23 protein-coding genes are annotated in these 26,094 nt (G+C 64.8%); 15 read left to right on the forward strand and 8 right to left on the reverse strand.

Annotation, left to right across the window (positions count from 1 at the left end; genetic code table 11):
* The first annotated feature begins 4 nt into the window (after positions 1-4).
* The 5 genes from QM470_RS10960 (at position 5) to QM470_RS10980 (ending at position 5,890) form a co-directional block, all read left to right on the forward strand.
* A complete protein-coding gene (locus QM470_RS10960; RefSeq protein WP_283339276.1) occupies positions 5-379 on the forward strand; it encodes a hypothetical protein in 375 nt (124 codons plus the stop codon).
* Positions 376-2,874, forward strand: coding sequence for an Hsp70 family protein (locus QM470_RS10965; protein WP_283339277.1), 2,499 nt, complete (start codon positions 376-378; stop codon positions 2,872-2,874). The genes QM470_RS10960 and QM470_RS10965 overlap by 4 nt, the downstream gene beginning before the upstream one ends.
* 495 nt (positions 2,875-3,369) lie before the next feature.
* Complete coding sequence (locus tag QM470_RS10970; RefSeq protein ID WP_083520267.1) at positions 3,370-4,176, forward strand: MlaE family ABC transporter permease; 807 nt, start codon at positions 3,370-3,372, stop codon at positions 4,174-4,176.
* Positions 4,176-5,180 (forward strand): MlaD family protein, encoded by a 1,005-nt coding sequence (locus tag QM470_RS10975; RefSeq protein ID WP_502846831.1) that lies wholly within the window; start codon positions 4,176-4,178, stop codon positions 5,178-5,180. Before QM470_RS10970 ends, QM470_RS10975 begins: the two co-directional genes overlap by 1 nt.
* Entirely contained in the window at positions 5,177-5,890 is a 714-nt protein-coding gene (locus QM470_RS10980; RefSeq protein WP_283339278.1) for a hypothetical protein, read from the forward strand. Before QM470_RS10975 ends, QM470_RS10980 begins: the two co-directional genes overlap by 4 nt.
* A gap of 413 nt (positions 5,891-6,303) precedes the next feature.
* On the opposite strand, the gene QM470_RS10985 is transcribed toward QM470_RS10980, so the two are convergent.
* Positions 6,304-6,495, reverse strand: a complete 192-nt coding sequence (locus QM470_RS10985) for a hypothetical protein (protein WP_283339279.1) — start codon at positions 6,493-6,495, stop codon at positions 6,304-6,306.
* A 178-nt stretch (positions 6,496-6,673) separates the two neighbouring features.
* Complete coding sequence (locus QM470_RS10990) at positions 6,674-7,753, reverse strand: porin (protein ID WP_279999967.1); 1,080 nt, start codon at positions 7,751-7,753, stop codon at positions 6,674-6,676.
* Positions 7,754-8,127: 374 nt separating this feature from the next.
* Here QM470_RS10990 and QM470_RS10995 point away from each other — a divergent pair, with 374 nt between their 5' ends.
* The gene (locus QM470_RS10995) at positions 8,128-8,628 is read left to right on the forward strand and encodes a flavodoxin family protein (protein ID WP_283339280.1); all 501 of its coding nucleotides are present in this window, start codon (positions 8,128-8,130) and stop codon (positions 8,626-8,628) included.
* 152 nt (positions 8,629-8,780) lie between these two features.
* Entirely contained in the window at positions 8,781-9,401 is a 621-nt protein-coding gene (locus tag QM470_RS11000) for a TetR/AcrR family transcriptional regulator (protein WP_283339281.1), read from the forward strand.
* Between the two features lie 154 nt (positions 9,402-9,555).
* On the opposite strand, the gene QM470_RS11005 is transcribed toward QM470_RS11000, so the two are convergent.
* The gene (locus QM470_RS11005; protein ID WP_283339282.1) at positions 9,556-10,803 is read right to left on the reverse strand and encodes an MFS transporter; all 1,248 of its coding nucleotides are present in this window, start codon (positions 10,801-10,803) and stop codon (positions 9,556-9,558) included.
* 416 nt (positions 10,804-11,219) lie between these two features.
* Between QM470_RS11005 and QM470_RS11010 the strand changes: the two genes are divergently transcribed.
* Positions 11,220-12,233 (forward strand): flagellin N-terminal helical domain-containing protein, encoded by a 1,014-nt coding sequence (locus tag QM470_RS11010; protein ID WP_283339283.1) that lies wholly within the window; start codon positions 11,220-11,222, stop codon positions 12,231-12,233.
* Positions 12,234-12,291: 58 nt separating this feature from the next.
* Here the strand turns inward: QM470_RS11010 and QM470_RS11015 are convergent, their stop codons facing one another.
* Positions 12,292-13,317 (reverse strand): DMT family transporter, encoded by a 1,026-nt coding sequence (locus tag QM470_RS11015; protein WP_283339284.1) that lies wholly within the window; start codon positions 13,315-13,317, stop codon positions 12,292-12,294.
* A gap of 245 nt (positions 13,318-13,562) precedes the next feature.
* On the opposite strand from QM470_RS11015, the gene QM470_RS11020 reads away from it, so the two are divergent.
* Entirely contained in the window at positions 13,563-14,054 is a 492-nt protein-coding gene (locus QM470_RS11020; RefSeq protein WP_283339285.1) for an Lrp/AsnC family transcriptional regulator, read from the forward strand.
* A 144-nt stretch (positions 14,055-14,198) separates the two neighbouring features.
* Here QM470_RS11020 and QM470_RS11025 read toward each other — a convergent pair whose 3' ends face one another.
* Complete coding sequence (locus QM470_RS11025) at positions 14,199-15,116, reverse strand: MBL fold metallo-hydrolase (RefSeq protein ID WP_283339286.1); 918 nt, start codon at positions 15,114-15,116, stop codon at positions 14,199-14,201.
* Positions 15,117-15,279: 163 nt separating this feature from the next.
* On the opposite strand from QM470_RS11025, the gene QM470_RS11030 reads away from it, so the two are divergent.
* Both QM470_RS11030 and QM470_RS11035 read left to right on the forward strand, forming a co-directional pair.
* Positions 15,280-16,224 carry a LysR family transcriptional regulator gene (locus tag QM470_RS11030; RefSeq protein ID WP_283339287.1) on the forward strand — a complete coding sequence of 315 codons (945 nt, stop codon included), beginning with the start codon at positions 15,280-15,282 and terminating at the stop codon, positions 16,222-16,224.
* A gap of 293 nt (positions 16,225-16,517) precedes the next feature.
* Positions 16,518-17,438, forward strand: a complete 921-nt coding sequence (locus QM470_RS11035) for a DMT family transporter (protein ID WP_283339288.1) — start codon at positions 16,518-16,520, stop codon at positions 17,436-17,438.
* A gap of 445 nt (positions 17,439-17,883) precedes the next feature.
* On the opposite strand, the gene QM470_RS11040 is transcribed toward QM470_RS11035, so the two are convergent.
* The 3 genes from QM470_RS11040 to QM470_RS11050 form a co-directional block, all read right to left on the reverse strand.
* On the reverse strand, positions 17,884-19,458 hold the full coding sequence (locus QM470_RS11040) for a hypothetical protein (RefSeq protein ID WP_283339289.1): 1,575 nt from the start codon (positions 19,456-19,458) through the stop codon (positions 17,884-17,886).
* Positions 19,459-19,964: 506 nt separating this feature from the next.
* Positions 19,965-20,354 (reverse strand): DUF1090 domain-containing protein, encoded by a 390-nt coding sequence (locus QM470_RS11045; protein ID WP_283339290.1) that lies wholly within the window; start codon positions 20,352-20,354, stop codon positions 19,965-19,967.
* Between the two features lie 93 nt (positions 20,355-20,447).
* Positions 20,448-21,407, reverse strand: coding sequence for a LysR family transcriptional regulator (locus QM470_RS11050; protein WP_283339291.1), 960 nt, complete (start codon positions 21,405-21,407; stop codon positions 20,448-20,450).
* A gap of 125 nt (positions 21,408-21,532) precedes the next feature.
* Here QM470_RS11050 and QM470_RS11055 point away from each other — a divergent pair, with 125 nt between their 5' ends.
* The 4 genes from QM470_RS11055 to QM470_RS11070 are packed head-to-tail and all read left to right on the forward strand — an operon-like array spanning position 21,533 to position 26,093.
* On the forward strand, positions 21,533-22,384 hold the full coding sequence (locus QM470_RS11055) for an aldo/keto reductase (protein ID WP_283339292.1): 852 nt from the start codon (positions 21,533-21,535) through the stop codon (positions 22,382-22,384).
* 9 nt (positions 22,385-22,393) lie between these two features.
* A complete protein-coding gene (locus QM470_RS11060; protein WP_502846832.1) occupies positions 22,394-23,824 on the forward strand; it encodes an MFS transporter in 1,431 nt (476 codons plus the stop codon).
* Positions 23,821-25,014: a (R)-mandelonitrile lyase gene (locus QM470_RS11065; RefSeq protein ID WP_502846833.1), complete on the forward strand. Its 1,194-nt coding sequence runs from the start codon at positions 23,821-23,823 to the stop codon at positions 25,012-25,014. Before QM470_RS11060 ends, QM470_RS11065 begins: the two co-directional genes overlap by 4 nt.
* Positions 25,015-25,016: 2 nt before the next feature.
* On the forward strand, positions 25,017-26,093 hold the full coding sequence (locus QM470_RS11070; protein WP_283339295.1) for an alpha/beta hydrolase: 1,077 nt from the start codon (positions 25,017-25,019) through the stop codon (positions 26,091-26,093).
* Position 26,094 lies beyond the last annotated feature (1 nt).

A 26,094-nucleotide genomic window follows, 5' to 3' on the forward strand; every position in this document is an offset into this window, starting at 1 on the left:
ACCCATGCAAATCAGCGTCCCCCGGTTCCTCTTGCAGACGCTGAACCATCTCTATGACATGGAGCGCAAGCTGGCGCTTCATGGAGATGCCGCCGGCGTGCTGCGCAACATTGAGCGCATCAAGGATTCGATCTCCGAGGAGAAGCTGTTTTTTGAAGACCCGATGGGCCAGATGTTCAATGAAACCCGCGTCGACCTGGAGGCATCCATCGCTGGAGAGGGCGCCGAGAATCTGTATGTCACCGAGGTCATCAAACCCATCATTCGCTTCGGAGACCTGCACTACTCCAAGGTCATCCAGAGGGGGATCGTCGTCGTGAGGGCGCGAGCCGGTCTCGACCAGAAGGAGCAAGACCAGCAGGCGGGAGAGCAGCAGTGAGCAATACCATCAATTTCGGCATCGACCTTGGCACATCCAACTCGCTGATTGCCAAGTTCGATCGCGGGGACGTCCAGGTCTTCAAGAATCCCAGCGGCTTCAAGGAGTCGCTGCCTTCCATCGTGGGCTTTCGCAATGACCGCATCCTCGTCGGTGAGCAGGCGCGGGCCTATCTGCTGCGGGACTCCCGCAGTGTCGTGAGCCGCTTCAAGCGCAAGATGGGGACATCCGAGAGCTTCAGCATCCAGTCCCTGGATGCCATCCGGACTCCGGTGGACCTGTCGGCCCTCGTGCTCAAGGAGCTGAAATCCTTTGTGCAAACCGGTGAAGAGATCGACTCGGCCGTCATCACCATTCCGGCATCGTTCGACACGCTGCAGAGCAACGCCACCAGGCAGGCCGGCCTGGATGCCGGCTTCAAGAACGTCGTGCTGCTGCAGGAGCCTATCGCTGCCAGCCTGGCCTACGCCAACAAGGAGCGCAATGTCGATCTGAGGAACAGCCAGTGGCTGGTCTATGACCTGGGCGGCGGCACATTCGACGCGGCGCTGGTGAAGATTGTCGAAGGCGAGTTGACCGTGATGGACCACGAGGGCGACAACTATCTCGGCGGCACCGATTTCGACGCACTGCTGATCGAGAAGTTGGTCGTGCCGGAGCTGGAGCGCCGCGGAAAGTTCGAGGACTTGCTGGGCTCGCTCAAGAGCCAGAGCGGCTCGCGCAACGCCCTGTGGTATGCGCTGCTGTCGAAGGCGGAAGAGGCGAAGGTGGAGCTGTCAGCCAAGATGTCGACGGAAATCGACCTGGGCACTCTGACGGTCGAGGATGACGAAGGCGTCGCGGTGGACGCCATCCTCACCATTGCACGTAGCGACTTTGAGGCGGTGATCCAGGACGCCATCGAAGGCAGCATTGAGATGGTGAAGCGTATCCTGGCCCGCAACTCGCTTGAGCCCGCGGATCTCAAGTTCATCCTGATGGTAGGTGGCTCGACCTACATCCCCTTTGTGCGCAAGCGCATACAGGAGGTGATGGGCATTCCGGTAAACACCAGCGTGGACCCAACCAACGCGGTGGTGGTCGGTGCGGCATATTTTGCGGGCACCAAGGAAAATGGCGTGGCCCGGGAAGGTGCGTCCCAGCGCAGCGATTCGCCGGTGCGGGTGCGCATGGTCTACAACAAGACCACCCAGGAAACCGAGGAGCCTTTCATGGCCAAGGTCGAGGGCCCTGTCGAGGGGATGCACTATCGCATCGTCCGCGACGATGGAGCATACGACAGTGGCCTGAAGACACTCATGGGGCGCATCAGCGAAGACCTTCCGCTGCGTGCCGGTGCGTACAACATCTTCACCTTCAAGGTGTTTGATGCCAATGGAGTGGCGCTGCCGCTGGACTTTGACATCATCCAGATCGCCCAGGGCCGATACAGCGTCGTGGGGCAGATGCTGCCTGAGGACATCTGTCTGGTGCTGGACGACACGACCGCACAGGACACCAGGCTCAAGTCGCTGTTCAACAAGAACGTCGTGCTGCCGGCGCAGACCAAGCTGACCCAGGAGGTCGGTAGAACCATTGTGCAGGGCTCCAGCGACGAGATCCGCATCCTGGTCGTCGAGGGACCTTCGAACCGGCACTCGTCGACCAACAAGCCTTTGGGGATGCTGCTCATCTCTGGCAAGCAAATTGCACGGGACCTCATCAAGGGCACCGAGGTCGACCTGAAGATCGCCATGTCTGAATCGCGCGATTTGACCGTCAGTGCCTACCTCCATGGCACGGACCAGGAGTTCTCGCAGGTCTTCGCACCCAAGACCCGGCATGTCTCCACGGCCATTCTGGCGACCGAGACGCTGCTGCTGGAGACAAAGCTGCAAACCGAAATCGAGGATGCCCAGAAGAACGGCCTGCGTGACGTGGCCACCGGCTTGGAGAAGACCTTGGCGACGGTCCAGAGCCTCATGGGCGAGGTGGCTGGACTCCAGGAAGACGACGTCACCGACAAGAAGTACCAGCTGGAAGACCGCAAGCGGGAGGCCGCTCGGGCGATGTACGACTTGACATCAGGCAAACGGCTTGAGCAGGCACGCTTGTCTTATCAGAATGCGAAGTCCGAGTGTGCCAAGCTCGTGCGGGAGTCCGGGAACGAGCGTGAGCGCAGTATGCTCAAGGATGTGCTGGCTCGGGAGCAGACCTTTATCAAGTCATCGGCGCCGGAACGTATCCAGGCCGAGGCAGAGCAGTTGCTCGGTATCTCCCTCTCCGTCTTGTCTCGGTCACCGCAGTACCTGCGCCGCATGTTCGAGCACCTGAACGAACAAAGTGCCACCATGAGCGACCCCACGCAAGCGACACGGTTGCTGGACGCCGGCAGGCGTGCGATGCAGGCGGATCAATGGGAGGACGTGCGAACGGTCTGCGGCCATTTGTGGGACCTGTTGCCTGCCGAGCGGCAGACCCAGGGCGAGATGCGCATGTTCACGGGCCTGGTTTGATCGGACGACTTGGGTGTGCCGGTGCATGCCGTGGTAAGCGCACAGCCTGTGCATCGCCGCGCGTTGATGACCGCACGGATCACCGCCATCGGCTCCAGTATCCACCGGAGGGCGGTCATTTCTGGGCGCTGAGCGTTCTCCCATCCTCCATGCCAGATACAAACGCGCCAGTGCGTTACCGCAGCGCGCCTGGAGCCAGCGGCCAGTCGCAGGGCTGGACCAGGCCATCGCGAGCCTGGGCAGGGCAGACCGGTGCGGGCAGCGCTCCGCTGGCACAGCGCACAGAAAAAGGCCCCGATGGGATGAGCACCGGGGCCGCGTGCACCGCCTAGACTTGGCGCGAACACGAATTACCTCTTATTTCGGCACACGGCGCCGTTTCTTGAGTACTTTGTGACGGTGTTGACAGGGTGCAGGGCGTGGCCTGCGCCCCAGCACTGGGGGACGGCATCCTGTCTGGCTGGCACCCGCACACAACTTCCCTATGATGGGCGCATGCAGCATCACCTGAGCACAGGCCGACTGGGTTTGAACGCGTGGCGGGCCGCACTGCGCACGGTGCGGGCCTGGGGGCGCATTTTCTATCTGGGTGCGGCCAGCGGGGTGCTGCTGCTCTCGCCGTCTTCCTACGGCCGTACGGGCCGGCAGCTGCTGCTGCGGCAGGTCTATGCCGACACGGTGCCCATTCTGCTGGGCTTCACCGTGCTGGCGGCGCTGATCTGCCTGGTCATCACGCGCATTGTGGTGGTCACGGCGGCCAGCTACGGCCTGTCGCGCTACGCGCTGGAAATGGTGATCCGGGTGCTGGTGCTGGAGCTGATTCCGCTGACCGCCGCGCTGTTCGTGGCCATGCGCTGCTCCATTCCCAACGGCACGGCACTGGCCCTGCTGCGCGAGAACGGGCATCTGCAGGCGCTGCAGCGCGCCGGGCGCGATCCGCTGCGGGAAGAGGTGCTGCCGCGGGTGCTCTCTAGCATCTATGCCAGCCTCACCTTGGCAGCGCTGTCCTGTGCGGTGGCCACCGTCACTGCCTATCTGGCGGTCTACGGTTTCAACACCGCTGGCCTGCCGATCTTCACGCGGCTGTTCGGCCAGGTGTTCACCCCCCCGGTCACCGTGCTGTTTGTGCTCAAGACTTTCTTTTTCAGCCTAGCGATTGCCCTGATCCCCATGGCCTCGGGCCTGTATGAGCAGACGGCGCAGCGCGCCGGCCAGCCGGGGCAGGAGCTTTCGGGCCTCGCGCGCATGTTTGCCGTGCTGCTGGTGATTGAAATGGCCTCGCTGATGGGCAACTACTACTGATGCAACCTATTCCGCCTCCTTCTAGCCCGACGCCAGACCAGCCGTCTGCCGGCCCCGCGACCCCGCCGCTGCGTCCCGTGGCCCATCTGGAGCGCAAGGCCGCCGCCTTGCTGCTGCTGACCTGCGCGCTGGTGCTGGGGGCGCTGGTCTACCTGATGTATGCCCGGGGCGTGTTCGAGCCCACGCAGTCGCTGGTGCTGACGGCCGATGACTCCGAAGGCGTGGTGGTGGGCATGGACATGACTTTCTCGGGCTTTCCCATAGGCCGGGTCCACCGGATCGAACTGGCCAACGACGGCATGGTGCGCATCCTGATCGATGTGCAGAGCAAGGATGCGCACTGGCTGCGCGAGAGCAGTGTGTTCACCCTGGTCAAAGGCATTGTGGGCGGCACCACCATCAAGGCCTACAGCGGCATCCTGACCGATCCGCCGCTGCCGCCCGGGGCCGAGCGTCCGGTGCTGCGCGGCGATGCCACGGCCGAGATCCCGCAGATCATGGCCAGTGCCAAGGAGCTGCTCGCCAATCTGTCGCAGATGACGGCTTCCGATTCCTCGCTGGGCCAGTCGCTGGAGCATATCCAGAGCCTGTCCGACAAGATGCAGGGCCCGAACGGGGTGCTGGGCGCCGTCATGGGCAACGAGGCCGATGCCCGGCGCGTGGGCCAGGTGCTGGAGCGGGCCGAACAGGTGCTGGCACGCATGGACCGCATGGTGCAGCGGGCCGACCGGCAGGTGTTCGATGCCGATGGTGTGATGCCCCAGGTCAAGGTGACGGTGCTGGAGCTCAACGGCCTGCTGGCCGATGCGCGCCAAAGCCTGAAGAAGATGGATGCCGTGCTGGTGGAAGCCCAGGGCATCGGCAGCAATGTGAACAGCGCCACCCAGGACCTGGGCGCGCTGCGCACCGAAGTGGAGGCCAATCTGCGCAAGATCGAAACCATGATGACCGACCTGCAGCGCAAATGGCCGTTTGCCCGCCAACCCGAGTTGCAACTGCCATGAGCACCGCCATCAGTCTCCTCCGCCGTGCACCGCAGCGGGTGTTGTGCACCGGCCTGCTCGCCCTCTGTGCGGCCCTGGCCGCCTGCAGCACCAAGCCGGTGCCGGAATGGTCGCTGAACGCCAGTGACGCCGCCCGCCGCGCCATGCAGGCCCAGCTGGAAGGCGCCAGCAGGGTGGCTGATCTGGAATGGTCCAAGGCCCGCAGCGAAGCCGCCCAGACCGGTCAGCCCGCGCTGATGGCCCGCCTGGCGCTGATGCGCTGTGCCCTGCAGGTGGCCAGCCTGGACTGGGACGACTGCAGCGGCTACACACCGTATGCGCAGGACGCTGCACCGGCGGAGCAGGCCTACCACCGCTATCTGTACGGTGCGCTGCAAAGCGGCGATGTGGCACTGCTGCCCGCCCAGCACCGGGGCGTGGCCGCCACGCTGGCGCAGGGGGAGGCCGTCACCGCAGCCCAGATGCAGGCCGTGCCGGATGCCACGGCGCGCCTGGTGGCCAGCGGTGCGGCGCTGCGTGCCGGGCGCACCACCGTGGAAGCGCTCTGGCCGGTGGTCGATGCCACGGCCACGCCGCAAGGCTGGCGCCGCCCGCTGATGGCCTGGATGGAGCTGGAACGCCGCCGGCTGGAGTCGGTCGGTGCCAGCTCCGCCGCCCAGACCCTGGCGCGGCGGCTGGATGTGCTGCAGGACAAGCCGACCAGGCCCTGAGATGCGGCCTAGGGCGGCAAAGCGCTTGCGTGCACCAGCAAGTCGCTCGCGCGCCGTATGTGCCAGTGGAGGGGGTGAAGCAGAAAGCCCAGGCAGGGCGCGCGTACTCGTCGGCCTTGGGGGAAGATGGATCTGAGAGGTCCGGGTAGGCATGGCACCGTGCCATTTCCGGTGCCGGTCTGCGCTCAGGCGCTGAAAAAACTTTGCAGTGCGACCGCCTCACCGCCCCACGGCAGTGCAACAGCGCAACAGTGCGCGCGTGCTTGGTCCAAGGTTCCTGCCAGGGCGGAATGCACAAGATGGCACGGCGCAAGCCGTGGTGCGCCTGTGCACCGCTTGGTGCCGGTACAAGGCGGCGGGAGCAGGGTCAGGGATGCGTCCCTGTGCGGGTGGTGCAGCAGCGCACACCCGGATCACGGTGGCAGCAGCGTCGCCGGGTCTTTCACGTTCAATGCGTCGGCCGACTGGGCCACCACATCCACCCACAGCAGCGAGGCTGCGGCGCCCAGAGCCAGGGCGGCCACCAGGATGAACAGCAGCACAGGATGGCGGCCACGGCCGCGGTCGGGTTTGCGGTGCAAAGGGGGAGCGTTGGGGGTATGCATGTCACACCTCACGGGTGATGGCTAGGCCTCTTATTGCAACATGCACGCCGCCTGTCGTCTGTCAGACAATCGCCTGACGGTCTTGTAGGCCCCCAAAGCACACCGCCCTGCAGGGCAGGGCGGCGGCAGAGGCAAGGGCCGGGCGCTGCGGCGCAGCACCAGGCCCGGCTTCACAGGCTCAGAAGCGGTGGCGCATGCCCACGGCGAAGCTGGTGCCGGAATCGGAGCCGGTCAGCTTGTCGTGCATCAGCGCAGCGTACAGGTCGGTGCGCTTGGACAGGAAGTGGTCATAACCCAGCGTGGTGGTGGTGCGCTTGCCGTCGAAGACCAGCACGCCGGTGGTGGCGTTGCGCGCTTCGATCTTGGTCTGGGCGATGGCGGCCTTGAAGGTGCCGGCCTTGGTCACTGGCACATCCAGGCCCAGGGTGGCGGTCTTGCCTTCGTAGCTGGTGTTGTCCTTGGTTTCGGACTGGCCGTAGGTACCGTAGACCTTCACGACCTTGAAGTCATAGGAGCCACCCAGCATCCAGTTGGCCTTGGCACCGCCATCGGTGTAGAGCAGGGCGCCGGTGGGGTTCTTCACCTGGGCGCGTTCGTAGAAGCCGGTCAGCATCAGGCCGTCGTTGCGGTAGGTGGCGTTGGCACCCACGTTCTTCTTGCTGTTGGCAGTGGCCACTTCACCAAACTGGTATTGCAGATTGAAGCTCAGGCCACCGAAGCTGGGCGAGGAGTAGACAATCTGGTTGCTCCAGCCGGTGTCGGAAGCGGTGGTGTTGTAGGTCTTGAGGGCAGCGTCGGTATAGCCCGTCCACATATTGCCGTGCAGGATCAGCGGCGACACGGTGAAGGAATCACCGAACGGGTTGGCGAACACGCTGGGCAGGAAGTTGGGGGCCGAGGAACGGCCCAGCTTCACGGCACCGAAGCTGCCGCTCAGCGACACATTGGCGTCGCGGGCAAAGAAGGATTCGCCAAATGCCAGGTCGTAACGGCCGGGAGAACCGGTGTCGCCGCGGAAGAAGGCGCCCAGCATGAAGCCGGCCTTCAGGCCATTGCCCAGATCTTCCGTGCCATTCATGCCCCACCAGGAGGTGGACAGGCCGCCGGAGCCGACCTGGCTCACGCGGTCGGCGCCCGCCAGTTGCATGGAGCCGGCGTACATATCGACCAGGCCGGTCAGTTGCACAGACGATTGTGCGAAGGCGGTGGAGCACAGGCAGGCTGCAGCCAGGCAGGCGGACAGTCGGGTCAGTTTCATGGGGCAAGTCCCTCAGTTGGTTGTGATGCCTGCCTCTATGCAAACCACGTGCCACCTTGCGTCGTGCCATCTTGGTGCAGTGCACGGCCCCCTGCCGCAGTGCGGCTGCAAAGCAGGTGGGCATATGGGAGGGGATGTGGATGGTCAAGGGGGCGGCGCGGGATCGACGCACCGGATGCAGGGCCGCATGCCGTGCGGGCTGCGGGGTTGCGCACCGCCGGGCAGCGTGCTGCAGCCCCGTAAAGGTGCGCGCGTTCCCTGTCACGGCACCCCCACCACGCACCCGCTTCCTTGTCTGGCGTGCACCGGATTGCGCACAGGGTGTACGCCGCCTCGCACCGCCGCTGCGCCTGCAACGGCGTATGCTGGCAGCCATGTCTACGCCCAAGACCCTGCTCATCGTCTACCACTCGCTCACGGGTGGCACCCTCCAGATGGTGGAGGCGGCACGCGACGGTGCCCAAGACGGCGGCGAGGTGGTGGTGTGCCTGCTGCACGCCACCGCCGCCGGCCCGCAGGACCTGCTGGATGCGGACGGCTACCTGTTTGCCACGCCCGAAAACCTGGCCGCCATCAGCGGGCTGATGAAGGATTTTTTCGACCGTAGTTATTACGGGGTGCTGGACCGCATCCAGGGCCGGCCCTATGCCAGTCTGGTCTGCGCCGGCAGTGACGGCAGCAACGCCGCGCGGCAGATGGCGCGCATCGCCACCGGCTGGCGGCTCAAGGCCGTGGCCGAACCGCTCATTGTCTGCACCCATGCACAGACGCCGGAAGCCATCCTGGCACCCAAGCAGATCGCGGCAGACGATCTGGCCGCCTGCCGCGCGCTGGGCGAAGCGCTGGCCACCGGGCTGGCGCTGGGGGTGTTCTGAACACCAGGTCGTATGCCCGGATAACGGCCGGGCACATGCCCACAAAACCATAGCGTAGGCCGCAATCCGCGCCAGCGGTGGCGGTCTTCGGGTGCTGCAGTACCATGGCACCACCTGTTTCCCCACCGCGGCCTGCCGCGCAACGCCCCTGCATGCCCGCCACCGACACCCGCCAGCAAGCCATTGACGCCGCCTACCACGTGATTGCCGAGTGGGGCGTGCAGGGCGCCACCTACCGCCGCATTGCGGCGCAGGCCCAGCTGTCGCCGGGCACGCTGACCTACCACTTCCCCACCATCGACGATCTGCTGCTGGCTGCCTTTCGCCAGTTCACCGACCACATCAGCGACGGTTTCCACACCCGCATGCGGGCAGCACACAACGCCACCGAAGCCTGCGAGGCCGTGGTGGACCTGATCTGCGGTGAGGTCTGGCCCACCACGGCGCACCTGCTGCTGTCGTTCGAGCTCTACGCGATGGCCGCGCGCAGCGCCGACTACCGCGCCGTGATGCACCGCTGGATGGCGCAGAGCCAGTCCGCGCTGCGGCTGCAGTTCCAGGCCGAAACGGCCCGGCTGCTGGATGCCTGCATCGAAGGCATGACCATCCACAACGTGCTGGGCGCCCAGCCCTTGCCGCGCGCGCTGATCCAGGCACACATCACCGCCATGGCGCTGCCGGGCTATTGTGGGGACCAGGCCGCAGGCGCAGAGCACAGGGACGGTACCAGTGCCGACGCTGCAGACCCCGACAGCACAGCCCCGCCGCATTGACCGCTGACCGTTGCACGGCACCCCGGCGGGGGCTGCCTGCAGCGGCCCCAACCGGGAGGGATGGACACCCTGGCGCGCGCCAGCCATGCCAATCACGCCAGCCACGCCCTGTCACGCGGCCTCACGTTACCCACGAGCCCACACCACCAGCGGGTTACGCCGTCTGCTGCGCGGCCCCACCGGTGGCCGTGCGGCGCTCCGCCCAGGCCTGCAGCACCATGGCCAGCACGGCAGCCACCAGCGCCATGGCCAGCACCGGCAGCATGCCCAGGCGCAGGCCCCAGTGTTCGCCCAGAAAGCCCAGCATTGGCGGGCCGACCAGAAATGCCACATAGCCCAGGCTGGCCACGGCGCCCACGCGGCGCGCGCTGTCGGCGGCAGGGCCTTCGCCGGCTGCTGACAAGGCCAGCGGAAAGCCCAGTGCCGCGCCCAGGCCCCAGAACAGCACCGATGCCGCGCCCAGCCAGGGCAGCGGGGAAAAAATGGCCAGCGCCACACCCAGGGCGGCGGCCAGTGCGCTGGCCTGCATCAGCCGCACGCGGGCAAAGTGCTGCAGCAGGCGGTGGCCGGAAAAACGACCCACCACCATGCCCAGCGTGAACAGCAGGTAGATCACCGTGCCCTGGGCTTCGGCAAAGCCATGGCCGTCCACCATCAGCAGCGGCAGCCAGTCGTTGGCCGCGCCTTCGGCCAGTGCCATGCCCAGAATGAACAGGCCGATCAGCAGCACGCGCCGCTCGCGCAGCGCGCCCAGCACAGGGCCCGGTGCTGGTTCGGGCTCGGCCCTGCTATCGGCCTTGGCAGGCGCGGGGGCCGCGCTGTGGTTGTGGATATGCCGCACCAGCGGCAGCACGCCCAGCAGGGCCAGTGCCGCCACGCCCAGCCAGTGGAGCAGCAGCGGAGCCTGCAGATAGGCCATCAGCATGCCCAGGGCCGCGCCCAGCAGCGTGCCCAGGCTGAAGCAGCCGTGCAAGGTGGTCATCAGCGTGCGCTGGTACAGGCGTTCCAGCGCCGCGCATTCCACGTTCATCGCAATGTCCGACCAGCCGATGCCCAGGCCAAAGCACAGAAAGCCGGCAAACGCACACCACAGGCTGGCCAGGGCAGCGCCTGCCGCCATCAGCGCCAGGCCGCCCAGTACCAGGCAGGTGCCGAGCAGAATGGTGCGCCGTGCCTGCAGCCGCGCCGTGACGGCGTTGGCGCTGAGGATGCCCAGCATCGAGCCCACGGAAAAGCCGAACAGCACCAGCCCCATCTGCTCGGTGCTGGCTTCCAGGGCATCGCGCAGCGCCGGGGTGCGCGTGACCCAGGTCGAGGTGGCAATGCCAATCAGTACAAAGACGCCATACAGGGCGCCGCTCAGTCGGCGCACCGGGGGCAGCGCCGCAGCCGTTTCAGCCATGGGATTCACTTCCATTGTTGATGTTCGTACGTTCGTACGATAGGTGCGCATCGTACGTGTGTACGACGAGTCCGGTGGCCCGATACTGGCAATGCCCGTGGACGGATGCCGGGCATTGCGCAAAGCCCGCATGGACCGGTGTGCGGGTGTATGTGCAGGCCTGGCGGGGCGGTTTGGGGGCGCTGTGGCGCAGGACCTGGTGCGGCCGGTGGGCGTGTGCCCGCTGGTCGCCGAGCAGGCCACTGCTCCCGGTGGGCCGGATTGGAGGCAGGGGCCGAGCCGGCCGTGCGCGGCATGATGGTTCCAAATCGAGACCAAAGGTGCGACGCGTCCCGTCCGGCGCCATGGGGGTTGCGGTGCACCACCTCCGGCGGTTGTCCGCGGCGACCGGTTTTCTTGTCTTCAGGAGCGTGCCAATGTCCATCAACCCGCCTGCGCCCGCAGGCCGCTTTGTACTGCCGCCAGCAGCCAGCGGGCCGGGGGCGGATGCGCCCCATCACCGGCGGCTGCCGCTGCACGGCTTCATGGCCGCGGTGTACCGCAGCCAGGACGCCCGCGCGCTGGTCCACACGGCCGAGCAGTCCATGGCCCGGGTCCAGGCCCATCTGGCCCGCATGCATGCGCTGGCCGTGGAGGCCAGCAACAGCGACGTGGCCGGGCCCGCACGTGCCCGGGCCCAGCAGGAGATCAATCTGCGCGTGGCGGACATCGACCGCATTGCCCGCACCACGGTGGTGGCCGGGCACAGCCTGCTCGACGGGGCCCTGCACCGCCAGGAGGGACTGCTGGACGCCCTGGCCGGGCAGGCGGGTGGCGCTGCGCTGGCCTGCCTGCCCAATCTGCGGGCGCAGAGCCTGTCGGCCCTGCGCTATGCCGTGCAGTCCTGGGGGCTGGATGCCGCTGTGGCGGCACCCTTGCCTGCGGCGTCGGGGCTGACCCTGGCCGTGGGCGACCAGCCACCGGTGGCGCTGGAGACCTTGCCTGCTGCCGCATCAGGGGGCGAGCGGCTGGCCCAGCTGTGTCGGGCCATCAACGACCAGACGGCCAGAACCGGGGTGGCCGCCTTTGTGCTGCCGGAGCGCAGACGCAGCGGTGTGGAGGGTGCGTTGCAGCTGCAGCTGCTGTCATGCCGGGTGAACGCCGACGGATGGGCGCAGCGCGTGTCGCTGGGCGGGGTGGTGCAGGCCATGGGCCGCCCCCTGCTGCACGCACAAAGGCAGGACCACAGCGCCGGACCCGCACCGGGCTGGGTGGTGCACATGGCCTGCGGGCTGCACAGCATCAGCCTGGACGACCCCGCCCGTGCTTGGGTGGGCCAGCTGCAGCTGGAGCAGGCCGCCGCCCAGCTGCGCTGCGCGCGGGCACGCTTTGCTGCCGGCAGCCTGCTGGGGCGCCTGGGGGCCGGCGCGTCCGGCGAGCGCCAGGCTTAAGGGGAGAAGATGGGTGAGGAGAAGAGGGGCACGGCCTTGCTGCCGAAGCCGCCTCGGCTTAACGCGGTGTGGCCTTGCCTGCCGGTGTGCCGGCAGGCGCCACCGCGCGGCGCGCGCCCAGGCTGACCACGGCAATGCCGCCCACAATCCCCAGACCGCCCAGCACCAGCGACAGGCTCAGGCTTTCACCCAGAAACCAGGTGGATGCCAGCAGCCCGATCAGCGGCACGCCCAGCATGGCGGTGGACATGCGCGTGGCCGACAAATGCATGCTGGCCGCGTTCACCGCGCAAAAGCAGAATGCCGTGGCCACCGGGCCCACATACAGCACGATCTCCCACAGCGCCCAGCTGCCGTCGCCGGTGAACGGGCCTTCCACCGCATAGGCCAGTGCCAGCAGAGGCACGGTGGCCAGCAGCATCTGCCAGGGAGCCAGCTGGTAGGCGCTGGAGTCGCCCTTGTAATAGCGCAGGTGCAGGATGGTCATGCCCCACAGGAAGGAAGCGCCCATCAGCATCAGATTGGCCTGCACGCCGGCGCTGTCGCTCCAGTCCATGGCCAGTGGGTTGAACAGCACCACCAGGCCCAGCAGGCCCAGCAGTAGGCCGGTGGTCTGCAGGCGCGACAGGCGCTCGCCGAAGACCAGCACGGCAATCGGTGTGACCCACAGCGGCGTGGTGTAGGCCAGCACGGCCGAGCGGCCGGCGGGCACCTGCGTCATGGCGATGGCGCCCAGCACGGTGAACGCCATCATCTGCAGCAGGCCGATGCTGGCCAGCAGCGGCCAGTCACGCCGGGTGGGCAGCTTGAGCGTGCCGCCGGCAATCTGGATGGCGAACAGGCACAGCCCGCCGGTGGCAAAGCGCAGCGCCGAGAACCAGATGGGCGTCACATGGTTCAGCCCGGCCTTCATCACCGGCCAGTTGCAGCCCCAGATGGCGATGGCCGCCAGCAGCGTGAGCAGGCCGGCATGGCTTTTCCAGGCAGTGGGCAGCGCGAAGTGCCGCGCGGCAGGCAGATGGGAGGCGGCGGAGAGCGTGGCAGACGGGGTGCCGGAAGCAAGACCAGAAGGACGGGACGACATGCAGCGGACGCAAAAGACGGAAGCGGAAAACCGGAGTCCGGTGTGCGTGGGGCGGTGGTCTCCCCGGTCTGCCGCACGACGCAGCAGCGCCGCAGGGCAGGAGGGAACGCGGTGCACCACACACCACGGGAAAACCCGGAATTCTGCGCACATAGGCCCAGATTTTGTTTCTGCATTCACTGCAGAATGTGGTGCAAGCAGGTGAATAATTCTGGTCTTTGCCGGAACCTGAGAATTTTTATCCCATGAAGAAGCTGGACCGCATCGACATCGGCATCCTCAACGCGCTGCAGGCCGATGCGCGCACCACCAATGCCGAGCTGGCCAAGGCCGTACACCTGTCGCCCACGCCCTGCTACAACCGGGTCAAGGCCATGGAAGAGATGGGCCTGATCCGCCAGCAGGTCACCTTGCTGGACCCGGACCTGCTGGGCCTGCACCTGAACGTGTTCATCCACGTCACGCTGGAGCGCCAGGTGCAGGGTGCGTTGCAGCACTTTGAAGCCACCATCGCCGAGCGGCCCGAGGTGATGGAGTGCTATCTGATGACGGGCGATGCCGACTACCTGCTGCGCGTGCTGGTGCCGGACATCAAGGCGCTGGAGGTCTTCATCCTCAACCTGACCACCACGCCCGGCGTGGCCAATATCCGCTCCAGCTTTGCCCTCAAGCAGGTGCGCTACAAGACGGCACTGCCGCTGCCCGAAGGTGGGCTGGTGGTTGGGCGGGAGACGTGAGCAGCGGAACACGTCGCGCGCGCAGCGGCGGGCTGGACGGCTGAACCTCGGCAGCGCGGCCGTAGCAGCCGCGCCGTCCTTGCCGCCATGGCCGTCATGGCCGCTGCGATGGCCGCGTTTCGGCCTGCATCAACCCGTTCTGCATCACCCCCACTGCATTTCGCCCTTGGCCACCTTGGCCCCCAGTTCCAGCGACATGGGCGAGCCTGCCTGCGGGTACAACCGGGTCATGGCGGCAATCAGCGCCTTGCTGTCTGCGGCCTTGGCGGCTTCGCGCTCGAAGTGGCGCAAATAGTCGCGGGTGTAGGCCAGCGCTGCGGCGCCCAGCGGTGCGCCGGCGGCCATGTGGCCCGGCACCACCACGGCAGGCTGGCGCTCGAGCGTGCGGTCCAGCGTGTGGGCCCAGGCGCTGCGGGCGCCCGGGGTTGGGGTGTCGGCCGTCCACACATGCAGACCAGAGAACACCATCACCCCACCGAAAATGGCCTGCAGCGACGGCACCCACAGATAGCGGCGGTTGGCCAGGCCTTCGGCCGGCACGATCTCGATGCGCTGGCCTTCCAGGGTCAGCGCCGGGCCGTCAAACACTTCGGGCATCACCACATCGGCCAGCTTCTGCGGGCCGTTGTCCTTGAGCTGCGGGCCCCAGGTGGCGAGCTTCTTCTCCACATTGCCGCGGATGGCGCGCAAGGTGTCGGAGGCTGCCAGCACCTTGGCCTGCGGAAATGCCGCACGCACGGGTGCCAGGCTGAAGTAGTAGTCCGGATCGCTCTGGCTGATGTAGATGGTGGTCAGCCGCTTGCCGGTGGCGCGGATGGCATCGGCCAGCGCCCGTCCGTCCGACAGGGTGAAGCCGCCATCGATAAGCACGGCGTCGCGTGCCCCTGTCAGCAGCACCGGGGCGCGGGAAAAGCCCTGTTCATTGGCCGGAAAGTGCTGCCAGCGCAGCGGTGCGCCGGATGCACGGGGTGCGGCGGCCCAGGCGGCTGCGCCGGTGGCGGCCCAGGCGGTGGCCATGCCGGCCAGGCCGGCGGTGCGAACAAAGTGGCGGCGTGTGCTCATCTTCAACTCCTTGGTGGTAGGGCGTGGGTGCGGCAGCGCGGGCAAGGTCTGCCACCGGGTGTACCGGGGAGCGCTGCGTCTGCAACCCATGCGGGGTGGTGCAATGCCTGCATGGTAGGTAGACTGCATTGATTGAAAAATACACACGAAGCAAACACTTTGTATGTCTGAAGCAAACAATCAAACCATGCCCGGCGGCTGGAACCACCTCAAGCGCCTGGCCTACTTCGCGGCCGTGGTGGAAACCGGCTCCTTCACCGCGGCCGCCGAACGCCTGGGCATCACCAAGGCCGTGGTCAGCCAGCAGGTGGCCCGGCTGGAGCGCGAATTCCACAGCAGCCTGCTGGTGCGCAGCACCCGCAAGGTACAGCCCACGGCCGCCGGCCAGGCCTTCTACCAGCGCTGTGCCGCCATCCTGGCCGATGCAGAAAACGCTTTCAGCGAACTGGCCGACTCGGCGGTCGAGATTGCCGGTCCCCTGCGGCTGACCGCCCCGTTTGACTACGGCATCAGCGTGGTGGTGCCAGCCCTGGCCACGTTTGCTGCACGCTACCCGCAGTGCCAGGTGGATGCCCGTTTCAGCGACCAGACCCATGACCTCATGGCCGGCGATGTGGAGCTGGCCATCCGCGTCGGCTGGCTCACCGATCTGCAGCTGCAGGCGCGGCAGATCGGCAGCTTTCGCCAACTGCTGGTCGCCGCACCGCAGTGGCAGCCACAGCTGACCCGCCTGACCGGCCCGCAGGATCTGGCCGCGTTGCCCTTTGTGGCCAACACCGCCTTGCGCGAACCGGGGCGCTGGCAGTTCACCAGTGCGCAGGCTGCACCATCGGCTGCGCCCCAGACCGTGCAGTGGCAGCCCGTCATGCGGCTGGATGCCACGCTGGCCGTGCGCGCCGCCGTGCTGGCCGGCGCCGGCCTGTCGGTGCTGCCGGACTACGCCATTGCCGACGATGTGGCGGCGGGCCGCCTGGTCCAGGTGCTGCCCGGCTGGACCTTGCCCCAGGGCGGCATCCACGCGGTGTTTCCGCCCGCGCGCTTTCGCCCGGCCAAGGTGCGTGCGCTCGTGGAGTGCCTGGTGGCGCAGCAAAACGGCACGCTTTCCTGACCCGCTGACCCGCTGACCCGCTGACCCGCTGACCCGCTGACCCGCTGACCCGCTGACCCGCTGACCCGCTGACCCGCTGACCCGCTGACCCGCTGGCGCGTTGGCAGTGGGTCGCATAGGCATACGCACGCGGCAGCGGTCGGGCAGGGCGCTACGACCCGGCCGGCATTGATGTCAGAGCCGTGCTCAGGCCTGCAGCACGCACCTGCCAGCAGGTCGCGGGCCATGGGCCCATGGCCTGTGATCCATGCTTACATGGTGCATAGTGCGGCGCCATGGAAATGCAAAGTGGTATGCGAGAGAACAAGCAAGCGGTATTCGGCCCCCATCTGCGCCTGTTGGGCATGGCGGTTTTGTGGGGGGCTTCATGGCCGGCGGGCCGGGTGATTGCGCAGAACATGCCGCCGCTGGCGGGTGCCTGCCTGCGCTTTGTGCTGGCAGCGCTGGTGTTGCTGCCGTGGATGTACTACGCCGGCGGCTTTGCCCAACTGCGGCAATGGAGCGCGCAACGCTGGCTGGGCATGGTCGCAGCCGGTGCCACCGGCGTGTTCGGCTATGCCGCCTTTTTCCTGTCCGGTCTGCAGTACCTGCCGGCCGGCAAGGCGGCGCTGGTGATCACGCTCAACCCGGTGGTCACTTTGCTGTTGGCGGTCTGGATCTTCAAGGAACGGCTGAACCGCACCATTGCACTGGGCATGCTGCTGGCGGCCGCAGGTGCGGTGGTGGTCATCTCGCACGGGCGGCCACAGGACATCCTGCACGGCAGCGTGGGCCTGGGGGAACTGCTGATTCTGGGCTGCGTGGCCTGCTGGGTGGCCTACACGCTGCTGGGTCGGGTGATGCTGACCGGGGTGGACGCGCTGACCACCACCGCCGTCACCAGCACCATCGGTGCGGTACTGCTGCTGGTGGCCAGCCTGGTAGTAGAAGGCCCGGCCGGCCTGCAGGCTGCCGTGCACAGCAATGGCACCGCCTGGGGCGCGTTGCTGTTCCTGTCCTGGGGCGCCACGGCCCTGGCCTATGCCTGGTATTTCGACGGCGTCAAAGCCCTGGGCGCCGGCGCAGCCTCCGGCTACATCACCCTGGTGCCGGTGATCGGTGTGGTCATTTCCGCGCTGCTGCTGGGCGAATCCGTCGATGCTTCGATGCTGCTGGGCGGTGCTATGGCGGTAGCGGGAACGGCGGTGATGAACTGGGGGCGCCGGTCGGCTTGAGGCTGCAAGCGGTAAGGGTGTGCAGGCGCACGCACCCTGGTGCTTCCCCACGCTACCGCTGTGTGTCTGTCGCAGACCTTCGCGCAACACTGCTGGCCGAAAGATTCCGCATGTGCCCCCCAGCCAGTGGGGGAGGGGCATAAGCGGTTCCTCCTTTGGTTCCTACTTCTTGACGACGATGCGCCAACAGCTCTCTTGCGTCGCGCCGCCTTGCTCCTTCGCGCAATCCGAACGGCGGTCCAACCGGGTCCCGACATGGGTGTAGCCGGAGCTCGGGTTTTGCGGGATGAAGTGACTTATTCCATTGAGCTTTGAGTACTAGGTATGCAAGGCTTCATTGAGCCCCAAATATCCTTCGAAATCCATTCGATCCAGCTGGAAAAGAGCGAGGATCACCCTTTTCTATACGACCCAAGCAGAAGAAGGCTCTATTGGTGTCAACTGGTCAGCGGTTCGGAAAGAACTTCACGCCGACAAGACGAGGTAGAACATCGTCAGATTTTGTCGGAAATACGCCGTCAAAGTCGAATTCCATCCGGAGTGGTTTAGTGCCTTCAGTAAGATCAGGATAGAAGCAATATCCTCGAAAACTGGACGTTTTAGTGCCGGTTACACCAAAGCAGTTTTCATCCGCGATTGCTCCGTCCTTGAGCGCTCGATCCCTGTTTTGTGTGAGCTTGGCATTTTGGAAAAATTCTTGAGCTTCCGCCACATTCATATCTATGGCCTTACCAGCCTCCAAAGTTATCCCACCCAGTGTTATGGGGTACTTTATGGACACTAGCGAAACGTTATCGCCCACAAGCGAGTCCCATTCATTGCCGGCCGGCTTGGGTAAGATAGCTGGCAAAGACTTCCAGATAGTTGCTCGCAGCACGTTGACCCGTTCTGTACGCTGATTATTGTGCTGAACCTTGAGATCGGATGTTGATGCGAGGGAGAGGGGGGGCTTAGGAAGCGCGCGTGTCTCATCAGTGCAAGGATCGCTTTCGGCCCTAAACGCTTCCTTGTTGTTCCACTCCGAACGATAGAGATAGCTGTACAAGATCGATGCTCGGTCGACATCGTTTAAGCCTTGTGCTACCAGATCTGTCGCCACGGCGCTGCAGAAGCTGGCAAATCCTGCAGCCGTATTTTTGTTCAACTCGTTTTTATTCGCTTGGACAAGACTGTCCACGCGCTTGTCGGAAATCGACTTACCTTGAATCTCAGAAGAAAGACTTGGCATACGTTTAGGATCACCGCCAGGGGCGATGACGGAGCCCATGGGTACAACCTTTACTTCAACCAAGTTAGTGCCGTTGATGGCGACCAGAAATGAGCCTACTTTTGTTACATCGAGAATCTGTGATTGTTCCGGCATTTGCTCGTTCACACTGAATGCTTTCTCAAATGCTGAATCTACTTTTTTTGTTTTTGTTGAAAGGTCCGTCGTATTTTTAAGTGACTTGACGAGGATGTTTCCTCCCGCGTAGAGGCTGCCTAACTCCACCAATGCTGGCACAAGCGTCTGGAATAAGTGCGATTCGGCCGTTATCTTATGACCGGTAATGAACTGTATCTGGACCGTATCTGACGAACGGAACCAAGGCGAAATTACTGGGTCACCGTAGACTTTTGTACCCGATTCTCCCTGATGGCTTAGGACAAGCGGACGTGTGCCTAGGTCTTGGTCGCCAATCTTCAACTTAGCGACTAAGGCGATGGCTTCATCCGATTTCCACAAATACGATCCTATGGCACGCGTTAGGCGATCAATGTGTGAGGGCTTTGCGATGATAGTGGGCTGTGTATCGACGGGTACAACGACCAGTCGAAAATAGGCTTGATCGACCTTGTCAGGTGCTTCTCGCAAGTAAACAGGAGGGTAGGTAACTTGAATGCCGTGCGGCTGATTGACAGGGATTGCTCCTGAATTTTGAGCGGTATTGTCCATCCCGGGTTGCGTTGTGGGCGCACATGAAACCAAAGTGAATGTCGCAACGATCAAACCAACCAACTTGGAAAGCGTCTTACTCATTTCTCACCCCCAGATTTTTATTTACTAGCAAGTTCTAATGTCGCAAGTGCTTACAAAATGTAATAACTTGGGCAAGTGAGGTCAATACGTGTATTCGAAACGTCATGCCGTTGGTCTTGTTGCCAACGACAATGTGTGCGGCCACGATGTTCTAGGTGGGACGGGTCAAGTCAAACCGCACTGGGGAGAAATCGGCCAAGCGCATCTGCGTTGATCTGCAAAAGTTGCATATCAGTTGGTGGAATTGAGGATGCTGGTCAAGCTTGGTTTGAGTTTCCGAAACGCTTGTCAATCGTTGGAAATGGCATTGTTCTAGGAGGTCCGTGCTGCCTTGGACTGGCTGTTGGGTGATGCGCGCGTTTTGGACAGTGGGCGCTCAAAGACCAGCAATGGAAGTTGCTGAACCATGAATGACACCCATCAGCCTCAACCAGTCTGTTAAGCGATTACGTTGACTGGCCGCTTATGACCAGCCATTCTCCGCAAGCAGTGTCGCTGGCCGAGCCCTACTGCATGCACCGCCCCATCGCGTCTTGGCGCAGCTTTTCTAGTTCGGCCCTTTCCTTGGCCAGCTTGGCTTCACGGTCTGCGATCTTGCTGGGTTTGCCTTTTTCCTGTGCCTCGTCCAGCTCGCGCTGGCGCTCTTGCACCTTGCGCTCCTGCGCGGCAATCTTGGCGGCATGCTCCTGCGTAAGTTTGGCGTCGCTGCAATGGTCCTGGTTTTCGCGCAGCGCCTTTTTCAGGCCCCACACACGGTTGGACTTGCCCTTGCCCTTGGCATGCTCGATATCGCGTGCAATCTCTGCCCGCTTGCTTTCGCACATGGCATGCACCGGCGGTGCCGGCTGCGCCAGAACGGCGTGGCAGGCCAGGGCGGACATGGCAATGGCGGTCAAGGTGGCGAAGGTGTGGATGGGCCTCGCCTCACTGAATAGATCTACCCATGGTTCCGCCATCGCATGCTGCGACCCGAGCGCACAGACAGCGACTCAAGCGCGGCTTGATCTCCCGACTTTGCCTCGAAGCTCCTCCTGGCTGAGTACGTATTCCGGGCTGTCCCCCAGGCGTTGAACCGCCAGATCAATGAAGGCGCGAGCGCGCACGGGCTGGGATGACCGGCTCCCGAAATAGACGAAATAGCTGGCGTAGTCCGGCATGTGGTCCACCAGGATCGGAACCAGCGCTCCGGAACGGATAAATGGGGCGGCGGTGACGCCGGCGAGCTGGCCCAGCACCTTCCCGGTCAGGACCGCTTGCAGTTCAAACAGCTCATCGTTGCTGCAGATGGTGGGGACGACAGGCTGGTCGGCGGCCTGGCCGTCGATCTTCACGCGCCACGGCAGCACTTTGCCGGTGCTCGGATGCCGATAGGCACTGCAGCGGTGCGCCGACAGGTCCGCCAGTGACTCGGGCACACCGTGTTTTGCGAAGTACGCAGGCGCGCCGCAGATGGGCAGCTGGACAGGAAACAGCCGCCGTGCAATCACCCCCTCATGGGGTGACGGGCCGAGGCGAAAGCCTACGTCCACACGGTCCTCCACCCAGTTGCCGATGCGATCGTCCAGCAAGACGTCGGGCTGAATCCCTGGGTGCATATCGCAGAACTCGTCGACCAGGCGCCACAGAATCGGTTGGAACGTGGTGCGCGGCCCCGTGATGCGCAGGGGGCCCGCAAATTCATCCCTTGCCGACCTGGCGGACTGCAGCGCCCGCTGCATTCCGGTCACGGCCGGCTGCACGTCTTCGAACAGGCGCTGCCCCGCATCGGTCAGCGACATCACGCGCGTCGTCCGATGGAACAGGCGCACATCGAGATGGCTCTCCAGTTGTGCCAATGCCTTGCTCGCCGCCTGGGGACTGATACCCAGGTCTGCCGCTGCCTTGCGCAGGCTGCCAAGCTCTGCCGCCTTGATAAAGGTTGTGATGGATCGAAGCTCGTTGATCGCCATGCATGGCCTCCTGACGGCTTTGATTGTCATTGAATTGATGCCAATTCAACAACCTTAATGCATCTATTCGGATGTCAGTTGCTTGCCTACAGTGGGTTCCATCGAACTTCCACAAGGTGCAGCGCATGCAACATGTCATCCTGAACAACGGTCTTCACATGCCCATCGTCGGGTATGGCGTCTTCCAGATCGCCGATGCCAATGAGTGCCAGCGCAGCGTCGTTGATGCCATTGCAACCGGCTACCGGCTGATCGACACCGCGGCGTCCTACATGAACGAAGCAGCGGTCGGCCAGGGCCTGCGCTCCAGTGGCGTACCGCGCGATCAGCTCTTCGTCACCAGCAAGCTCTGGGTCCAGGAAACCGGCTACGAGCGCACGCAGCAGGCCATCGACAAATCCCTGCGCCGGCTGCAGCTCGACTACCTCGATCTGTACCTGATTCACCAGCCCTTCGGTGACGTCCACGGTTCGTGGCGCGCGATGGAGGACGCCTACCGTGCCGGCAAGCTGCGTGCCATTGGCGTCAGCAACTTCCATCCGGATCGCCTGATGGACATCCAGGCGTTCAACGAGATTGCGCCGGCGGTCAACCAGATCGAGGTCAACCCGTTCCAGCAGCAACTGGAAAGCATCCCCTTCATGCAGGGAATCGGTGTGCAGGCCGAGGCCTGGGCACCGTTTGCAGAAGGCCGTAACGGCCTCTTCCAGAACGAAGTGCTGCTCGGCATCGCAACGCGCCATGGCAAGTCGGTCGGCCAGGTGGTCCTTCGCTGGCTGGTGCAGCGAGGCATCGTGGCCCTGGCCAAGACCGTCCGCAAGGAACGCATGGCGGAAAACCTCGACATCTTCGACTTCGGGCTCGACGACACGGAGATGGCGCGCATTGCGGCGCTGGACACGAACACCAGCAGCTTTGTCTCGCACCGTGACCCGGACATCGTGAAGTGGATGTCCGAACGGAAACTGGATATCTGAGTGACCGCCATGCACACCCGGTTCACGCCAGCGCAGACGCGCAATGCAAGCGCCGTGCTGGCCATCATCGTGGCCAGCTATCTGATGATCGTGGTGGACATCTCCATCGTCATCACGGGACTGCCACGCATCCAGGCCAGTCTGGGCTTCAGCTCTGCGCAGTTGTCCTGGGTGACCAACGCCTACACCCTGGCTTTCGGTGGCTTGCTGCTCCTGAGCGCCCGGGCAGGGGATGTGCTGGGGCGCAGGCGGATGTTCATCCTCGGCCTTTCCCTGTTCACGCTGGCCTCGGTGTCGATTGGGTTTGCACCTTCGGCAGCCTGGTTGCTGACCTCCCGCGCCATCCAGGGCGCAGGCGCCGCAGTGCTGGCGCCGTCTACGCTGGCGCTGCTGTCCACCCACTTTGCCGAAGGTCCGGACCGGACCCGCGCGCTCTCCCTGTATGCCGCAGCGGCTGGAGTCGGCGCGACCCTGGGGCTGGTGCTGGGCGGTCTGTTCGCTGACCTGGTCTCCTGGCGCGCGGGGTTCTTCATCAATCTGCCCATCGGCCTGCTTCTCGTCATCGCTGCGCACCGCCATATCGGTGAAACGCCGCGGCATGCGGGCCGGTTCGATCTGGGTGGTGCCTTCAGCTCCACCGTGGGAATGACAGCGGTGGTCTACGGGCTGGTGCGAGCGGCCGACGCAGGCTGGCACGACGGTCTGTCCCAAGCCAGCCTGGCCGCAGGGATGCTGATGATCGCCGCCTTCGTCCTCATCGAACGAAAGGTGCGCCAGCCCATTCTGCCGCTGCGCCTGCTGGCCAGCCGGGAGCGCGCAGGCGCTTACGTGGCGCGCATGCTGTTTCTGGGCGGTGCGGTCGGCTTCTGGTTCTTCTCTACCCAGTTTCTGCAGGGCGTTCTCCACCTGCGGCCCCTGCAGGCGGGCCTGGCCTTTCTGCCCGTCACATTGCCCAACTTTGCTTCGGCCATGGCCTTTCCCAGACTGGCGCGTCGATTCGGCAGCGAACGTCTGTTGCTTATCGGGCTGCTGCTGGGTGTGTTGGGGCTCGCATGGCTGGGTCGGGCGGATGCCACCGCAACGTATTGGCGTGATGTCGCATGGCCGATGGTACTGATCGGTCTGGGCCAAGGCCTGCTGCTGGCTCCGCTGACGGCTGCCGGCGTCGCAGGAGTCGATCCCAAGGACGCCGGTGCTGCGTCCGGCCTGGTCAACGTCGCGCACCAGCTCGGCGGTGCTCTGGGGCTGGGACTGCTGGTGCTGGTCTTTGCCAGCGCCGCCCCTTCAGATGCCGATGGTGCCTCGGCCCTCGCACACCGTATTTCCGCGGTCATGGACGTCGGCGCGCTGCTGCTGGGGCTGGCACTGCTGGTCTCCTGGTTTTGCATTGCCCTGCCGCATCGCCATCGCAACGCCCAGCACAAGGAGGTGCTCCAGTGAAATCGTTTCTTTGTCTGGCATTGGGCTGGGCCACAGCCGCTGCGGCCCAGTCACCGGAGCTGGGGCAGTCCCAGCTCCAGTCCGTTGTGGCGGTGCGTTCTGCCGCATCCCAGCAGGCCATTCCAGGATCGGCGGATACGTTCACTGGAGCCGTAAGCATCAGCACCCCTTTTCAGGCATTGCCTCCTGGGACGGCGGGTGGCGCTACGGTGGCCTTCTCGCCCGGGGCTCGCACGGCCTGGCATACGCACCCCTTCGGTCAGACGCTGATCGTCACCGATGGCCTGGGACTGGTGCAGCAGCAAGGGCAGCCGGCACAGCCCATCCGGCCAGGCGATGTCGTGACCATTCCACCGCTTGTGCGCCATTGGCACGGCGCCGCACCAGCGCATGCGATGCGCCATATCGCGATTGCCGAAAAGGAGAACGGCTCTGCAGTGACCTGGCTGGAAAAGGTCTCCGAACCAGACTATCTGGCTGCCGCAGCCAGCGCCGGGCTGCCGGCGACATACAGCCCGAAGCTGCAGGCCGCCCAACCATTGGCCTCCGAGACACTGACCGACAGGCAGCGTGCCATCCCGTTGATCGCGGCCTTCATGGCCGGCAGCGACATGCCCGGCCTGAACGTGGCACTCAACCAAGGGCTCGACGCCGGGCTCACTGTGTCCGAGGCCAAGGAAATCCTGGTGCAGCTCTACGCGTATGCCGGCTTTCCAAAGAGCCTCAATGCACTGGGTGAGCTGCTTGCCGTAGTGGAGCGTCGCCAGCAGCGCGGAATCGCCGATGCACCCGGCCGGGAGCCAAGCCAGTCCGTGGCCATCGGAAACGACCTGATCGCTGCAGGCCAGGCGAACCAGACCAAGCTCTCCGGAGGCCCCGTCCAGGGACCGGTCTTCGAGTTCGCTCCGGTCATCAACCAGTTTCTCCAGGCGCACCTGTTTGGCGACATCTTCGGGCGCGACAACCTCGACTGGCAAAGCCGTGAGTTGGCGACCGTCGGGGCGTTGGCCGCCACGCCGGGGGTGGAAGCGCAGCTGCGTTCGCACATGCGGGCAAGCCGGCGGGTGGGGCTGACTGGTGCACAACTGCGGCAAGTGGTGCACTCCTTGTCCGAACGCGTTGCCCCGGAGGCCGCAGCCCGTGCCGGCGCGGCGTTGGACCAGGCCCTCGCTGCCGTACCGAAAGGGTGAGTATGAACATCACCAATGTCCTCTCGATTGCTGCAACGGCCATGTCGGCGTTGCTGGTCGGCTGCGCTTCGCCAGCCACCCCCGCATCCGCGTCCCTGGTGATACAGGCCCAGGGCAGTTTTGCTGCGGGTGGCGTGGTCAAGACAACACCCGGAAGCTACGACAACAACCGCCCGACTGCCGCCGGGCAGAGCTTGCACGGCGACCATCTCTACGCCTTCTACCAAATCCCGCGACATCCCCGTCCCTTGCCCATCGTGATGCTGCACGGCGCATTCCAATCGGCGCGCAGCTGGGAGACGACGTCGGACGGTCGGGAGGGCTTCCAGACCCTGTTCCTTCGCCGGGGTTTCCCGGTCTACCTGGTGGACCAGCCGCGCCGGGGCAGGGCGGGCAACAGCACCGTCGCCACAGCGATGGAACCGACGCCCAACGATCAACTGTTCTTTGACCAGTTCCGGATCGGAAAGTGGCCCCGCTATTTCGACAACGTGCAGTTCGACCGCCAGCCGGACACGCTGGATCAATTCCTGCGCTCGGTCACCCCGAATACCGGGCCGTATGACGCGGGCGTGATCTCGGATGCCATGGCGGCGCTCCTGGCGAAGACGGGACCGGCCATCCTGTTCACGCATTCTCAAGGCGGCGGGGTGGGCTGGTTGGCGGCCATCAAGAGCCCGAACGTGCAAGCCATCGTTGCGTTCGAGCCCGGAAGCGGTTTCATCTTCCCGCCGGGCGATCTGCCTGCTGCCATGCCCAGCGCGGCCGGCACGCTGAGCCCGGAGACCGTGTCCGCGGAAGACTTTCAGAAGCTCACCCGCATTCCCATCGTCATCTACTACGGCGACAACTTTCCGACCGAGCCCACCCTCGAGCGTGGCCAGGACAACTGGCGCGTACGTCTGGCCATGGCCCGCCTCTGGGTCGATGCCGTCAACAGGCACGGCGGCGATGCGCGGCTTGTGCACCTGCCAGAGATCGGTATCCAGGGGAACACCCATTTCGCCATGTCCGACCTGAACAACGTCCAGATCGCTGGCCTGGTGTCCACCTTCCTCCGCCAGAAAAAGCTGGATTGAG

Source organism: Comamonas sp. 17RB (genome assembly GCF_030056555.1).
Taxonomy (GTDB): Bacteria; Pseudomonadota; Gammaproteobacteria; order Burkholderiales; family Burkholderiaceae_C; genus Comamonas; species Comamonas terrigena.